The 14,298-nt window shown below is 52.4% G+C and carries 13 protein-coding genes; 7 read left to right on the top strand and 6 right to left on the bottom strand.

The features are described from left to right. Window position 1: 1 nt before the first annotated feature. A complete protein-coding gene (locus MUG06_RS15580; RefSeq protein ID WP_243079153.1) occupies window positions 2-865 on the top strand; it encodes a PfkB family carbohydrate kinase in 864 nt (287 codons plus the stop codon). An 80-nt stretch (window positions 866-945) separates the two neighbouring features. Here the strand turns inward: MUG06_RS15580 and MUG06_RS15575 are convergent, their stop codons facing one another. Further along, a complete protein-coding gene (locus MUG06_RS15575) occupies window positions 946-2,121 on the bottom strand; it encodes a YbfB/YjiJ family MFS transporter (RefSeq protein WP_243079152.1) in 1,176 nt (391 codons plus the stop codon). Between the two features lie 100 nt (window positions 2,122-2,221). Here MUG06_RS15575 and MUG06_RS15570 point away from each other — a divergent pair, with 100 nt between their 5' ends. Further along, entirely contained in the window at window positions 2,222-3,073 is an 852-nt protein-coding gene (locus MUG06_RS15570; RefSeq protein ID WP_243079151.1) for a helix-turn-helix transcriptional regulator, read from the top strand. Between the two features lie 254 nt (window positions 3,074-3,327). Here the strand turns inward: MUG06_RS15570 and MUG06_RS15565 are convergent, their stop codons facing one another. Then, complete coding sequence (locus MUG06_RS15565) at window positions 3,328-3,723, bottom strand: VOC family protein (RefSeq protein ID WP_243079150.1); 396 nt, start codon at window positions 3,721-3,723, stop codon at window positions 3,328-3,330. A gap of 248 nt (window positions 3,724-3,971) precedes the next feature. Between MUG06_RS15565 and MUG06_RS15560 the strand changes: the two genes are divergently transcribed. Then, window positions 3,972-4,748 carry an ABC transporter substrate-binding protein gene (locus MUG06_RS15560; RefSeq protein ID WP_243079425.1) on the top strand — a complete coding sequence of 259 codons (777 nt, stop codon included), beginning with the start codon at window positions 3,972-3,974 and terminating at the stop codon, window positions 4,746-4,748. Between the two features lie 5 nt (window positions 4,749-4,753). After that, a complete protein-coding gene (locus MUG06_RS15555; protein WP_243079149.1) occupies window positions 4,754-5,842 on the top strand; it encodes a DUF2817 domain-containing protein in 1,089 nt (362 codons plus the stop codon). On the opposite strand, the gene MUG06_RS15550 is transcribed toward MUG06_RS15555, so the two are convergent. Further along, on the bottom strand, window positions 5,839-6,612 hold the full coding sequence (locus MUG06_RS15550; protein ID WP_243079148.1) for a 2OG-Fe(II) oxygenase: 774 nt from the start codon (window positions 6,610-6,612) through the stop codon (window positions 5,839-5,841). The two genes, MUG06_RS15555 and MUG06_RS15550, sit on opposite strands and share 4 nt — an antisense overlap. A gap of 99 nt (window positions 6,613-6,711) precedes the next feature. On the opposite strand from MUG06_RS15550, the gene MUG06_RS15545 reads away from it, so the two are divergent. Continuing rightward, on the top strand, window positions 6,712-7,623 hold the full coding sequence (locus MUG06_RS15545; RefSeq protein WP_243079147.1) for a LysR substrate-binding domain-containing protein: 912 nt from the start codon (window positions 6,712-6,714) through the stop codon (window positions 7,621-7,623). 114 nt (window positions 7,624-7,737) lie between these two features. Here the strand turns inward: MUG06_RS15545 and malG are convergent, their stop codons facing one another. Genes malG through malE form a run of 3 tightly spaced genes read right to left on the bottom strand, consistent with a single transcriptional unit; the run spans window position 7,738 to window position 11,424 of the window. Beyond that, window positions 7,738-8,628, bottom strand: coding sequence for a maltose ABC transporter permease MalG (gene malG, locus MUG06_RS15540; protein ID WP_215848680.1), 891 nt, complete (start codon window positions 8,626-8,628; stop codon window positions 7,738-7,740). Window positions 8,629-8,637: 9 nt separating this feature from the next. Continuing rightward, on the bottom strand, window positions 8,638-10,176 hold the full coding sequence (gene malF / locus MUG06_RS15535) for a maltose ABC transporter permease MalF (RefSeq protein WP_243079146.1): 1,539 nt from the start codon (window positions 10,174-10,176) through the stop codon (window positions 8,638-8,640). Between the two features lie 57 nt (window positions 10,177-10,233). Next, window positions 10,234-11,424, bottom strand: a complete 1,191-nt coding sequence (malE, locus tag MUG06_RS15530; RefSeq protein ID WP_243079145.1) for a maltose/maltodextrin ABC transporter substrate-binding protein MalE — start codon at window positions 11,422-11,424, stop codon at window positions 10,234-10,236. Window positions 11,425-11,790: 366 nt separating this feature from the next. Here malE and malK point away from each other — a divergent pair, with 366 nt between their 5' ends. Both malK and MUG06_RS15520 read left to right on the top strand, forming a co-directional pair. Then, the gene (gene malK, locus MUG06_RS15525; RefSeq protein WP_215848682.1) at window positions 11,791-12,900 is read left to right on the top strand and encodes a maltose/maltodextrin ABC transporter ATP-binding protein MalK; all 1,110 of its coding nucleotides are present in this window, start codon (window positions 11,791-11,793) and stop codon (window positions 12,898-12,900) included. 40 nt (window positions 12,901-12,940) lie between these two features. Continuing rightward, window positions 12,941-14,242, top strand: coding sequence for a maltoporin (locus MUG06_RS15520; protein ID WP_243079144.1), 1,302 nt, complete (start codon window positions 12,941-12,943; stop codon window positions 14,240-14,242). Window positions 14,243-14,298 lie beyond the last annotated feature (56 nt).

Genomic DNA, 14,298 nt, shown 5'->3' with positions numbered 1-14,298 from the left:
CATGAGTAAAATTGTTGTCACCGGCAGCCTGCATTACGACATTATGCTGGATGCCCATCATCGCCCGGAGAAAGGCGAAACCGTAATGGGCAGCGCTTGCCGCTATAAGTTTGGCGGTAAAGGTGGGAATCAGGCGGTATCTGCCGCCAGAGCAGGAGCAGACGTCGCTTTTGCGGGTGCGGTCGGTGCAGATGAGCAGGGAAAATATTTGCTCAATGTATTACGGCAGGCGGGCGTTAACACCGATGCTGTCGCCGTGATTAACGATATTCCTTCAGGCATGAGCGTGGCGATAACCGACGCCGAAGGTGATTACGGCGCGGTCGTCGTGTCGAATGCCAATCAGCACATCGCGGCAGAAACCTTCGACAACGAGGCCTTTTGGCAAGATGTAACGATGTTGGTGCTGCAAAATGAGGTTCCCGAAGCGGTCAACTTACACGCTGCACGTGCAGCAAAGCAGCGCAATATCCCGGTTTGCATTAACGCGGCACCTGCACGCTTACTCACACCTGAGCTTGAGGGCTGCATTGATCTGCTGGTGGTGAATGCCATTGAAGCGCGTGATATGAGCAATGTGACCGTGCATGATTTGGCTTCAGCCGTGCTCGCAGCGGAAACGCTCGCTACGCGTTTTTCCAGCGTGGTGGTTACTGCGGGTGAACATGGCGTGGCCTTTATTGAGGCGGGGCAAGCCAGCCACAGTTTGCCAGCCAAAAAGATTACTTTAGTGAGCACGCACGGTGCGGGAGACTGCTTTATGGGCGTGTTGTGTCAGGCGTTGAGCCTCGACAGCAATCTGGCCCATGCCGTCGCTAAAGCCAATGATGCTGCGGCGCTGCACGTTTCACAGAAAATGGCCTGAACCCTTAACCGATGACAGAACAGATAACAAAGCCGCCGCTCGCGAATGTGAACAGCGGCTTCTTTTTTTAACACAGACCCTTAGCGCTGACCCTGCGCTGCGAGCGGCTGAGGATTCCTGATCAGCAACATCACGCTACATCCGCCCGCAATCAGGCAAAGCGCCGCAAGTACAATCGCCTCGTTTAAAGAACCAAAGAGCGCAACGCTTGCTGATGAAACCAACGGGCCGACCAGCTGCCCGGTGGCGTAGCCCGAGGTTAAAATTCCGACGGTTTTGGCCACAGATCCTGATGATATTTCACGCGCAAAGCGCATCGTCAGCTGCATAATCGACAGAAATCCCAATCCGGTCAAAATTGTTGAAATCAGCAAGCCCGCCGCGTTATGCACGACAACCGCTGCGGCCACGCCCAGTCCCTGCAAAATCATCGCTGTCGCTAAACTGACTTGCGTATTATATCGCGCTGAAAAAAGAATAATCAGCGCAACGCCTGCAACCGCAGACAAGCCAAACAGCGGCCAGAAAAAGGCCGCCTGATTGCCGTCAGGAAAGGCGCTGTGCGCCATCTGAGACAAAAACGTTGCTGGCAAAATGTAACCAAAGCCGGCCAGAGCGTAGATCACCACCAACTTTTTCAAATCGGCACTGATGGGTTCATGACGCGCGACCTGCGATTTAGCGGGACCAAATTCAGCGGGAAGATTCCGGCTAATAAGTAAGCTCACGATCAGCGCGACCGCACCATAGACATACCAAGAGGCGGAGGAGTGAAAATGATACGTTGCCATCAACCAGGCCAATATCCCGGATAACATGATACCCACGCCGGGGCCGGTGAATACCGCGGCAGAGAGGCGAGGTGCATTATTGCCAGCCAGCGTCATTTGCGTCCATGAGGTCACGATGATCAGCGCCCATGCGCCACCGACACCGGCAATCAGGCGGAACAAGCACTGAATCGCAAACGAACCGGTGGTGCCAGAAAGTAGCGTAACCAGCACCGTCGCCATGATACCCGCCTTTAGATATTGCGCATGGCTGTGCTTAATACGACTGACATGAATCGCTCCCGCCAAATAACCGATGTAATTCATGGCAGCCAGGATCCCCGCACTCGAAAGTGTCAGATAACCATCATTCATCATCACCGGGATTTGCGGTGTTAGAGAAAATCGCCCAATTCCCATCACAGTGACCAGTGTCAGAAGGCCAGTAAGCATGGTTTTAATACTGCTGGTGCTGCTCGTACTCATTTTATTTTCCAGTAGATTGTCTAACGGCATTGATAAAAAACGAATTTAGCGTGTTGAAAACGGGACTTATCAGCAAAGTTTGCGGCATCATAAAAGCTGTATGCCTGGCGAAAAAGAGGGCGGGTTATCCTATGACTTCAGGTCATACCCAGGAGTGAGCATGTCAAGAAACGCAGATATCAAAAATTTTCTCGTCAGACACCGGGCGAAATTGAATCCGGCTGATTTCGGGTTCAGCGCGCAGAATCGACGTGTTGACGGGTTGCGAAGAGAGGAAGTCGCACAGCTGGCGGCAGTGAGCGTCAGTTGGTATACATGGCTTGAACAGGGAAGAGATATCAGCATTTCGCCTGCGGCTCTCAAGCGTATTGGTAAAGTGCTTCAACTGACGATGATTGAACAGCAATACCTCAATGCCATTGTCTTCGGTGGCGGGGCATCTAATGAGGATAACGCTGAACTTTCACCTGAAGTGATCGCTATGGTGGATGCCCTTCATCCGCACCCTGCCTTTGTCCGGCGTGCGAACATGGATATCCTTTACTGGAACCGCGCAGCGGCAACCCAGATTTTTGACTGGTCTTTAATTGCGCCTGCCGAGAGAAATTCACTGAAACTGATGTTCCTTAGCGATGCGTACCGTAAAAAGATTTTTGAATGGGAAAAGGCCGCCAGACACACCATTGCGGCTTTCAGAGCCTATCAAGTCGCAGAGCGCTTTACGGAAAACTTCGAGTCGATAATCACAGAGCTGATTGAGAAAAGTGATGAATTTCGTGAAATGTGGGATTTCCACGATGTAAGCCGCATTGGTGCCGGTAATAAAGCGATCATTGATGATAAAGGCAGTATTTCTCGTTACACCTATACCTCGTTAGAAGTCGAAAACTCACCGGGAATCTATCTTATTTTCTATCTTGAAGATCATAAACCAGCGGGTAAAAACGCCTGACAACGACGTGTATTGCTCTCAGAATGCCGGATTACTGTTCAGCGTGCCCAGGCGCACCGAAGACGCCGGCAGAGAGTTAACGTTGCTGGCGTCCTGCCAGACCGGGCCGTTGTGCTTCGTATAGCCCGATGCTCAGTGTTAATCGGCCCGACGGCTCGGCTGACTGCTAATGCCTTTGACATAAGCAGTAGGGCAGAAAAGTGAGAAAAAACTATTAAGTAGGTTAAGCCATGTTAATCATGCCTTAAAACCGCTTAAGGCGAACCCCATGCTGCGTTATGCAGCACAACGCGATAACCATCAATGTCCACAAAGGTCACGCCGTTATTGTTCCAGTAAGGATTGAACGATCCCAATCGGGAAAAGCCCGCATCGTCCATTCTGGCGCAAGCGTTGTGCCAGTCGATTTTATCGGGGATATAAAGTACCAGTAGATCCTCCTGTGAAGGTGAAGGAAGAATAGGGTGGCTATGACATACCGTAAATTCCAGATGCCAGGACAAATCATCGCGGCCCAACATGCATCCGCTGAAACCGTCATGATCGCTGAATTCGCCCACTTTTTTTAGGCCAAGCCCTCTGCAATACATGCCAGAACTTCTCTCTAATTCGCTGACCGGTCTGGCAATACGTAAGTGATCAAACTTCATATCTATCTCCGCCTTTGTGTCGTTTACACCGAAATGACAAGGTAATGAATATGTTCAGCATAGAATCAAAAATCAAAACAGGACATTTAGCATCAACCGCAGCTTCATCCCACCGTTAAATTTACTTAACTCCTTCTCTTTCATAATAATTTACTCTGACCTTAAGCCTCATATTCTCTGGTGGAGTGCACAGCACCATGCTATTAACTCGTTGTGCTTTTTCCAACTTCACCTGCCCGGAGTTAATGATGAACAAGAGCCTGTCCGCCCTGTTAATGCTTTCACTTGCTGCGTTCAGCTGTGCGGCATCTGCACAGCAAACCTTACGCTTTGGCGTAGATCCCACGTTTCCGCCGTTTGAATCAAAAGCATCCGATGGCTCATTGCAAGGTTTCGATATCGATCTGGGTAATGCCCTGTGTAAGCAGGCCAAGGTGAAGTGCGAATGGGTTCAAATGGGCTTTGACGGCACCATCCCGGCACTGCAGGCGAAAAAGTTTGATGCCATTCTCTCGGCGATGTCGATGACGGACAAACGCCGCCAGCAGGTCCTGTTCACCGACATGCTCTACAACACGCCAAGCGCATTACTTGCACCTTCAGCCAGCAAACTCACTGTCGATATCAGCACCTTACGCGGCAAAAGCATTGGTGTCGCTCAAGGTACGATCCAGGAAACCTACGCGTTAACCAAGTGGGCACCTGAAGGCGTAAAAGTGGTCTCTTATGCTAATCAGATGGAGGTCTATCCCGACCTGATTGCAGGACGTCTTGATGGAAGCCTGACCAATGCGGTATCGGCTGAGCAGGGTTTTTTGAGCAAAGCGGAAGGTAAAGATTACGCCATTAAAGCCACCATCATTGATAACAAGATCTTTGGTGATGGTGTCGGCATTGCATTACGCAAAGGTGACACCGCAAATCAGCAATTGATCAATCAGGCGTTGGCGGAGCTGCATAAAAACGGAACCTACGATCAGTTAGCAAAAAAATACTTCAATTTTGATGTCTACCCACTGGATTAACGACGATGGCACAACGTGAATTACCTCAATACAGTGTGCAGCGGGCGCGTTTTATCGCTGCGGTAGAACGTAAAAGTGGCACGCTTACTTCGTATCCACATCCACTTTCTGGCCCCAACAATGAAACGCTCTATACTGATGTTGCGCTAATTGGCAGTGCACAGGCCAGCCGCGTGATGTTGATCATTTCTGGTACACACGGTGTTGAAGGTTATTACGGTTCAGACAGCCAAATCGGCTGGCTTGATGCACTGGATGTTGCGACCCTGCAAGCTGATACCGCGCTGGTATTTATTCATCTGCTGAATCCGTGGGGTGCAGCGCATTTGCGGCGGGTAAATGAAGACAATATTGATTTGAACCGAAACTTTATCGACTTCAGTCAACCCGCACCTGTAAATGCCCAATATGGGCAATGGCACAGCATTTATCACGGCGAGCGAGCCAGTGCTGACCGGCAACTGGCAGCCGCGCTGGAAACCGTTGGCTGGTCTGCCGTGAAACCGGTGGTAGAGGCGGGACAATACAGCGAACCGACCGGGTTCTTTTATGGCGGCGAACGGCCAAGTTGGTCCTGTTTGACGATGCAAAAGATTATTGCAACGCACCTTAGCGAAGCCAAAACCCTCCTCAGCTTTGATCTTCACACCGGGGCGGGCGCTTGGGGACACCCGATGCTGCTTTCAATTGCCGAACAGCGCGTTGCTGCGCACAGCTGGGGGGCAGAGATCTATGGAGAATGGCTGACGCTGCTGCTCACCGGCAAGGATAGTGACAGTGTCACTGGCGTTACGGCTACCGCGACAGGCTACCTGTCACAATATTTGCTGACATCGCTGCCGCAAACGCGAATGCTTCCACTGGTTATTGAATGCGGTACGTATTCAGGCGAGGATATGCATCGGCGGGTACGTGAGGATCACTGGCTGCATCTGTATGGAAACCCAGACAGCCCGCAAGGCCGTGACATTAAGCGCGATCTGGTTGAAGGATTTTGGCCTGCCGATGATGACTGGCAGGCATTAGTGGCGTTTCGTACGCAGCAAATTTTCCGTCGAGGTTGGCGTGCCTTAACCGGCGCACCCACCGCTTAAAGTCGCCCGTAAAAGGTCATACGAGCGGTTTCTGACAGGGCAATGTCAGGTTGCGTGTTATAAGCCAGGACGGCAAGCATGCGGGTGATGTCGCCTTCAGTTGGTGTTACGCGATGCAGCGAATTACGGCCACGAAACAGCACCAAATCACCCGCTTCAATCGCCAGGTCATCAACGGCCTGGCGTTCATCCAGTACCGCCGCAACGCCGTTAAAATTCATCTCACCCGCGTCGGCATTTCGAAGATCCTTCACGTATTGAAAAATGCCGCCTCCACGGGGTTTTTGTACCAGCAGCGTGATGGCAAACGATGAATTATCAAAGTGCCACCCCAATTCCTGGCCGTGCGGGGCGTAATGAAGATTGATGGATGATAAAGGATCGGCGTAAGGATAAAGCGCAGCTTCACCCAGCACATCGCAGAGGAAAGCCTTAAACGTGTCATTGTTATAGAGCTGACGTAACGGTGAATCGGCCGCGATGACATCATCAGTGATACACCCTTTGGTGCTGATCACGTCACGATTTCGAGGATGGTCGGCGCTGAAATCGGCATCGGGTTGCATCAGAAAAACGTTATGTTTGCTGGCAGTATGGTAAGCCAGATGGCGCTGTGCATCGCCTTCCGCCTTGATTGCCGCCAGCACCTCAGGCTGCAAAAAGTTGCGCAGTACCAGCGCACCTTGCGTGTTGAGCTGCTCGCGGCAGGAACGACGCCATTCGATGTCATCCAAAGGATGCAGGTCCAAACGTACAAGTGATCCAGGCATGGGTGCAATTCTCTTGGTTGGCAGGTTTCAACTTACTGTAGCCCGCTAAGCCAATGCCGAATAACGATAAAAATTTAACGCTTTGATAAGGATAACTTAATGCCTATGCACACATCGCGTTTACCCAAAATTAGTGTTATTCACGCCTTTAAAGTGGCCGCCGAGCTAGGAAGTTTGGCAAAAGCAGCGGCACAACTGGCGCTGACGCCCGCAGCCGTTAGCCAGCAAATTCGACAGCTTGAGGAGCAACTCGGCAGCACGCTGTTTGTACGGACGCAAAGCGGCGTCATGCTCACTGAAACCGGTAAAGAATATCTGCGCTACGTCACCGAAGCCTTTGATATTTTGCACCTTGGACAGCAGAACATTCGACATGCAGCCGCCACGCCGAAACTTACGCTCTATGCGCTGCCTGCCTTGGCGTCAAAGTGGATCATGCCGCAGTTATCTCAGTGGCGTGAACATTGCCCAACGGTTGACCTTTGTCTGCATGGCACCCATGCACCAGTGGATTTCACCGCCACGCCTGCTGATTTTGTTATCTGCTTTGGCGAGGATCGCTATCCGCAACTGGACAGGCAATGGCTGTTTACTGATGAGGTCATTCCTGTTGCCAGCCCGCTGTTATTAACGCGCTATCCGCAGGCGGTTTTACTCAAGCAAGCCCCTTTAATTCACCTCGATTGGGGAAACGAAGGACGATTCTTGCCTGACTGGCGCAGCTGGTTTCAGGCCAGAGGCGTGCCTGAACCTTCGCCGCAGCCCGCTTTCAGCTTTAACCTGACGTCGCTGGCCATTGATGCGGCAGTCGCGGGTGCGGGCGTTTTATTAGGACAGCGGCGATTAATTTCAGCTGAGCTATCGCGAGGGGATCTGGTGATCATTGACGAGATGAGCCTGCCGCTCAGCAAACCTTATATGCTCGCCTGGCCGCAACGAACACTGAATCAACCTGGCAGCGAAGCGATGATATCCTGGCTGACGCAGCTGGCAGCAGAGCGCGCGACGTGATTTATGTGGGAATAAAAGCCGAAGGGTTGAAAAAAAGAGGCGGCCCGAAGGCCGCCGAAGACCTCAATCACAGAGAGCATTGAGGAAGCAGTGGCAATAACACAATGATGATCGTTAGCCTTTCACACCGCCTGCAGTGAGGCCGCTTACCAGCCAGCGTTGAGCCAGCAAGAAAACCAGTGTGATCGGAATGGCGGAGAGCACCGCAGCTGCGGCAAAGTCGCCCCATAAATAGTTTTGCGGGTTGAGATATTGTTGCATCCCCACCGCCAGGGTGTAGCTGTTGACGTCGCGCAGCAATAGCGAGGCAACCGGCACTTCAGTCACGGCGGCAATAAACGCCAGAATAAACACCACCGCTAAAATCGGCACGGAAAGCGGCAGCAATACCAAACGGAACGCCTGCCACGGCGTGGCACCGTCTAAGGCGGCCGCTTCTTCAAGCGATCCATCAATGGTTTCAAAATAGCCTTTGATGGTCCAGACATGCAGAGCGATGCCGCCAAGGTAGGCGAAGATCACCCCGCCATGGGTGTTTAAACCGATAAAGGGCAGATACTGTCCTAAGCGATCAAACAGTGCATAAATAGCCACCAGCGACAGTACGGCGGGGAACATCTGAAAAATCAGCATCCCTTTTAACAAGCTGGCGCGGCCGGTAAAACGCATTCGAGCAAAGGCGTAAGCGCAGGTGGTCGAAAGAGCCACAATGCCAATTGCGCTAATAGCAGCAATTTTTATTGAATTCCAAAGCCAGAGCAGCACCGGAAAGGGCGGCGGTGTGACGCGTCCATCAGCGTGCTCCACGCTAAAGCCCAATGCCAGCTTCCAGTGTTCCCACGAGATTTGATCCGGGATCAGGCTGCCTGTCGCAAAATTACCGGCACGCAACGAGATCGCAATCACCATCATCAGCGGAAACAGAATCGCGGCGATGAAGGTCAGCAGCAGCAGATGCGTTAGCAGCAGACGCAGCAGCTGCGATTTAGGTTGAACCATTGCCATAACTGCTCCTTAATCAAATTTTAAGCGTGCTGCTTTCAGGTTTATCACCGCAAGCGCACCCACCAGCAGGAAGATCAGCGTCGCGATAGCGGCAGCCAAACCAAAGTCCTGCCCGCCGCCGCCTTCAAAGGCGATACGCCAGGTGTAGTTCACCAGCAAATCGGTATAGCCCGCTGGTGTGGTGGTGCCGAGGCGATCGGGGCTGCCGTTGGTCAACAACTGCACCAGCACAAAGTTATTAAAATTAAACGCGAAGCTGGCGATGATCAGCGGTGTCAGCGGTTTAATCAGCAACGGTAAGGTAATAAGAAAGAAGTTTTGCATCGGTCCCGCTCCGTCCATCGCGGAAGCTTCATACAGATCGTCCGGGATCGCTTTTAACAGTCCCATACACAAAATCATCATGTAGGGATAGCCGAGCCAGGTATTCACCAAAATCAGCATGGCGCGTGCCAGCGTAGGATCGCTGAACCAGGCCGGTTTGAAGCCAAACAGGGCGTCGAGCATCACGTTGATTTCACCGAAGCTTTGGTTGAATAAGCCTTTGAAAATCAAGATGGAGATAAACGCCGGCACGGCGTAAGGCAAAATCAGCATGACGCGATAGATAGCTTTGCCTTTCAACGCCTCCCATTGCACCACGCAAGCCAGAACCATGCCAACCGCGACGGTGAGAACCACTGTCAGCAACGAGAAGATCAGCGTCCAGGCGAATATGGCGAGGAAGGGTTTTTGAATGCCTTCGTCAGTGAAGACGCGCAGAAAATTTTGCCAGCCGGTGTTGATGGTATAACCGGGACTCAATTTCTCACTGCCCCAGCTGCCATCGGCATTTAACACCTGATAAAAGCCGCTCTCAGCGTTAGGGCGATAAACAGTGCCGCTCTGCTGGTTTTTTAAATCGCCGTTACTGCTTTCTACATACAGCGGTCGCGTGCCTGAGAATTGGCGCAGCGAACTCATGACGAGCTGCCGACCATCGGGCAGTTCAGCGCTGATCTGGCTCAACGCTTGTCGATTACCGGTAATGGTACGCAGCGTTGCGCGTTCACCCGTAGGCGGCGTCGCGATGGTCATTTTTAACTGCTGCTTTTCACCAAAAGTGAAAGGTGGAGAAACAAACGTTTGACCATTTTCGCCGTCTGTCAGCACCAGTAGCCAGCGATCCCCGGAAGGGAACAGTGAAAAATTTACCGCGTTACCGGCCTGATACTGACGACTCAACAGCACCTGCTGCGCGCGCTCAAAAGTAAGCTGGTTGGTGCTGCTGTAGTTGGTAAATGCGATAGCGACGGTACACGCCAAGGGAAAAAGCACAAACAGCGCCATCCCGGCAATGCCCGGATAAACATAGCGCCATGCATAGGCGCGGCGATTGGAAAAAATCCAGATGCCGAGTCCACTGACAATCAGCGTAAGCAGCGCAAACAGATATTCGCCTTGGGCATACATTAAAATCAGCAGATAGCCGACCAGCAGACAGCAGATCCCGACGAGTAAGCCCTTCAGCACTGCGCTGTGCCGCCTCGCTTTCGGTTTTCCTGACATGATTCGGTTTTCCTTAACAGCGGTAATGAGCCGGACAATTCCGGCTCCAGGAGAGGATTACTTGTTCAGACGCGCTTGGGCATCTTTTAGCGCTGCATCAACGGTTTGCCTGCCGCTGAACGCATTAAGTGTGGCGGTGCGCATGGCGTACCAGAAGGCGGCCATTTGGGGAATGTTTGGCATGATGTCACCGCTGCGCGCGTTGTTCATGGTGGCGGCGATGCGAGGATCTTTCTCCAGTTTTTCCTGATAGGACTTCAGCGCGACTGCGCCCAGCGGCTTATCTTTATTGACGGTTTCGAGACCCGTATCGGTCAGCAAATAGTTTTCAAGAAACTCTTTCGCCAACTCTTTGTTAGGACTCGCAGCATTGATACCGGCACTCAGCACGCCGACGAATGTTTTTGATGGTTTGCCTTTTAACGATGGCAGCAGCGTCACGCCATAATTGATGCCGCTTTTATCAATGTTGCTCCACGCCCACGGACCGTTAATGGTCATCGCGGTTTCGCCCTTGTTAAAGGCTGCTTCAGCAATAGAGTAATCGGTATCCGCATTCAACGTTTTTGCCTTCACCTGATCAACCAGGAACTGCATACCCGCTTTGGCACCGGCATTATCAACACCGATATCTTTCACGTTATAACCGCCATCAGTGGGTTTGTAGGCGTAAGCGCCGCCTGCAGCCAGCAGCGGCCAGGTAAAGTAGGGCTCTTGCAGGTTAAACATGATGGCGCTTTTGCCTTTTTCACGCATTTTCTTGTCGATGCCCGCAATCTCTTCCCAGGTTTTTGGCGGCGTTGGCAACAGGTCTTTGTTGTAGATAAGCGACAGCGCTTCTACGGAGATCGGATAGCCAATCAGTTTGCCGTTAAAGCGAACGGCATCCCAGGTGAAGGGGAAAATCTTCTCCTGAAAAGCGCTATCGGGAGAAACGTCTGCCAGCAGGCCAGATTGTGCATAGCCACCAAAGCGGTCGTGCGCCCAAAAAATGATGTCTGGGCCATCACCCGTGGCGGCAACCTGCGAATACTTCTCTTCCATCTTGTCAGGATGTTCAACCGTCACCTGAATACCGGTCTCTTTTTCAAACTTTTTGCCGACCTCGGCGAGTCCGTTATAACCTTTGTCGCCATTGATCCAGATAACCAATTTTCCCTCTTCTATTTTTGCCGCGGCGGAAGCCGAGAAGAGTGCGGCCGTAAGGGCTGAAAGTGCCAGGATTCGGGTGCCGGTTTTCATCATCATAACTCTATCCTTTTAGCGGAAGCGGTAAATGCTCTACCCGCTACATTGTGTTTATCTGCTTAGACTTCTCATCCTCCTACGCTCTACGCCTTCGCCAACCAAGCTGTGATCGGCTTAGCAAAACGAACCCGTTATACCGGTCAGGCGCACAAAAAACTCACCTTCGGTCTGCGGCTGTGATCACAAAAATGGCTTCATTCCCTTGAACAACGGTGACGTGCCCGCTTTCTCCTCCTCCCGACTCCTCCCCCAGTCTTCACACCTGTTATGGAGGATGTTGCCGGTTGTTTCCTTGCCCATAGTGGTCGCCGGGGTCTGTCTGCCAAGTGGGTGGGCAAGGATAAGCAAGCTGAGAGGAAAAGCATCATGGCGAGCGTCGCGTTACGCAATGTCACCAAAGCCTGGGGCGAGACGGTGGTATCGAAGAATATTGATCTCGATATTCGCGAAGGAGAGTTCGTGGTTTTTGTCGGTCCTTCTGGCTGTGGAAAATCAACGCTGCTGCGCATGATTGCAGGGCTGGAAACCATCACCAGCGGTGAGCTGCTGATCGGTAATAAACGAATGAATGAGGTGCCGCCAGCAGAGCGCGGCATTGGCATGGTGTTTCAATCTTATGCGCTTTATCCCCACCTTTCGGTGGAGGAGAACATGTCATTCGGCTTGAAGCTGGCGGGTATGAAGAAAGCTGAGATTCACCAGCGCGTTAATCAGGTGGCGGAAGTGCTGCAATTGGCACATCTGCTGGATCGCCGCCCTAAAGCCCTTTCCGGCGGGCAACGTCAGCGCGTCGCCATTGGCCGAACGCTGGTGGCTGAACCGCGCGTGTTTCTGCTGGATGAACCTCTTTCCAACCTCGATGCAGCGCTGCGTGTGCAAATGCGCATTGAGATATCACGTCTGCATAAGCGCCTGAAGCGCACCATGATTTACGTCACACACGATCAGACCGAAGCGATGACGCTGGCTGACAAGATCGTGGTACTGGACGCCGGCGTAGTGGCGCAAATCGGCAAGCCCCTTGAGCTGTATCACTATCCCGCCAACCGCTTTGTGGCCGGTTTTATCGGCTCGCCAAAAATGAATTTCTTGCCCGTCAAAGTCACCGCCACCGCGATTGATCAGGTGCAGGTCAGGTTGCCCAATCAGCAGTTGGTCTGGCTGCCGGTTGACAGCGCAGGCGTGCAGGTTGGCAGCAACATGTCGTTAGGCATACGTCCAGAACATCTGCTTCCCAGCGATATCGCTGACGTCACCCTTGAAGGTGAAGTTCAGGTGGTCGAGCAACTGGGGCATGAAACGCAAATCCACATCCAAATTCCCGCCATTCGTCAAAACCTGGTTTACCGCCAGGAGGACGTCGTGCTGGTAGAAGAGGGCGCCACATTAGGTATCGGCCTGCCGCCGGAGCGCTGCCACTTGTTCCGTGAAGATGGAAGCGCCTGTCGCAGGCTGCATCAAGAGCTTGGTGTGTAACCCCCAAAACAAGAAAAGCAATGACCTCAGGAGATAGAAAATGTTAACTCTGCGCAAACTTCCCATCGCTGTTGCCGTCGCGGTGGGTACGCTCTCTGCACCAACGATGGCGGTAGATTTTACCGGCTACGCGCGTTCCGGCATCGGCTGGACGGGCAGCGGTGGTGAACAACAATGTTTTCAGGCGACCGGTGCACAAAGTAAATATCGTCTGGGCAACGAGTGTGAAACCTATGCTGAACTGAAACTGGGGCAAGAAGTATGGAAAGAGGGCGATAAAAGCTTCTACTTCGATACCAACGTTGCCTATTCCGTTTCTCAGCAAAACGACTGGGAAGCGACGTCTCCCGCCTTCCGTGAAGCTAATGTGAAGGGTAAAAACCTGATCGAAGCGTTGCCGGGTTCAACCATCTGGGCCGGTAAGCGTTTCTATCAGCGTCATGACGTTCACATGATCGACTTCTACTACTGGGATATTTCAGGTCCCGGTGCCGGCCTGGAAGATGTTGATTTAGGCTTCGGTAAGCTCTCGTTTGCTGCTACGCGTTCATCCGAAGCGGGCGGTTCCTATACATTCTCTAACGATCAGATTCGTGATTATGCCACCAGCACCGCGAATGACGTGTTTGATATGCGTCTGGCCGGACTGGAAACCAACCCAGATGGCGTGCTTGAGTTAGGTGTTGATTACGGTCGCGCAAACGCCCGTGACGGTTATCGACTGGAAGACGGTGCGTCGAAAGATGGTTGGATGTTCACGGCTGAACATACCCAAAGCATGATGAAGGGCTATAACAAATTCGTGCTGCAGTACGCTACGGATGCGCTGACCTCTCAAGGCAAAGGCTTGCCGCAGGGCACTAACATCAACAACAACGGCAACATGTATCGCATCCTCGATCACGGGGCGATCACCCTGGCTGACCGCTGGGATCTGATGTACGTCGCCATGTATCAGAACACCGATCTCGACAACAATCGCGGAACCGAGTGGTACACCGTGGGTGTGCGCCCAATGTACAAATGGACGCCAATCATGAGCACCTTGCTGGAACTGGGCTACGACAATGTGAAGTCGCAGGAAGTCAGCGAACGCAACGGCCAATACAAAGTCACGCTGGCTCAACAGTGGCAGGCGGGTGACAGCATTTGGTCACGTCCTGCACTGCGCCTGTTTGCAACCTACGCAAAATGGGATGAGAAGTGGGGCTACAGCAAAGACTCTGCAGGCGATCTGACCTCATTTGCCTCGGCTGACAGCACCGGTAACGGTTTGCTGACCAGCAGCCGTGGCGACAACGATGAGTGGTCATTCGGCGCGCAGATGGAAATTTGGTGGTAAGAGATTTCACGCTAAAAAGAGGCGAAAGGCAGCGATAAGCGCCGCTTTTCGCCTCT

This window comes from Pantoea sp. MQR6 (assembly GCF_022761075.1).
GTDB classification, from domain to species: domain Bacteria; phylum Pseudomonadota; class Gammaproteobacteria; order Enterobacterales; family Enterobacteriaceae; genus Pantoea; species Pantoea phytostimulans.
This window is presented reverse-complemented; position numbering and strand designations above follow the sequence as displayed.

Excerpts from the sequence above, each read along its gene's own strand:
- MUG06_RS15580 (WP_243079153.1), top strand. The coding sequence starts at position 2 with ATGAGTAAAATTGTTGTCACCGGCAGCCTGCATTACGACATTATGCTG.
- MUG06_RS15575 (WP_243079152.1), bottom strand. The coding sequence starts at position 2,121 with ATGAGTACGAGCAGCACCAGCAGTATTAAAACCATGCTTACTGGCCTT.
- MUG06_RS15570 (WP_243079151.1), top strand. The coding sequence starts at position 2,222 with ATGCCTGGCGAAAAAGAGGGCGGGTTATCCTATGACTTCAGGTCATAC.
- MUG06_RS15565 (WP_243079150.1), bottom strand. The coding sequence starts at position 3,723 with ATGAAGTTTGATCACTTACGTATTGCCAGACCGGTCAGCGAATTAGAG.
- MUG06_RS15560 (WP_243079425.1), top strand. The coding sequence starts at position 3,972 with ATGAACAAGAGCCTGTCCGCCCTGTTAATGCTTTCACTTGCTGCGTTC.
- MUG06_RS15555 (WP_243079149.1), top strand. The coding sequence starts at position 4,754 with ATGGCACAACGTGAATTACCTCAATACAGTGTGCAGCGGGCGCGTTTT.
- MUG06_RS15550 (WP_243079148.1), bottom strand. The coding sequence starts at position 6,612 with ATGCCTGGATCACTTGTACGTTTGGACCTGCATCCTTTGGATGACATC.
- MUG06_RS15545 (WP_243079147.1), top strand. The coding sequence starts at position 6,712 with ATGCCTATGCACACATCGCGTTTACCCAAAATTAGTGTTATTCACGCC.
- malG (WP_215848680.1), bottom strand. The coding sequence starts at position 8,628 with ATGGCAATGGTTCAACCTAAATCGCAGCTGCTGCGTCTGCTGCTAACG.
- malF (WP_243079146.1), bottom strand. The coding sequence starts at position 10,176 with ATGTCAGGAAAACCGAAAGCGAGGCGGCACAGCGCAGTGCTGAAGGGC.
- malE (WP_243079145.1), bottom strand. The coding sequence starts at position 11,424 with ATGATGATGAAAACCGGCACCCGAATCCTGGCACTTTCAGCCCTTACG.
- malK (WP_215848682.1), top strand. The coding sequence starts at position 11,791 with ATGGCGAGCGTCGCGTTACGCAATGTCACCAAAGCCTGGGGCGAGACG.
- MUG06_RS15520 (WP_243079144.1), top strand. The coding sequence starts at position 12,941 with ATGTTAACTCTGCGCAAACTTCCCATCGCTGTTGCCGTCGCGGTGGGT.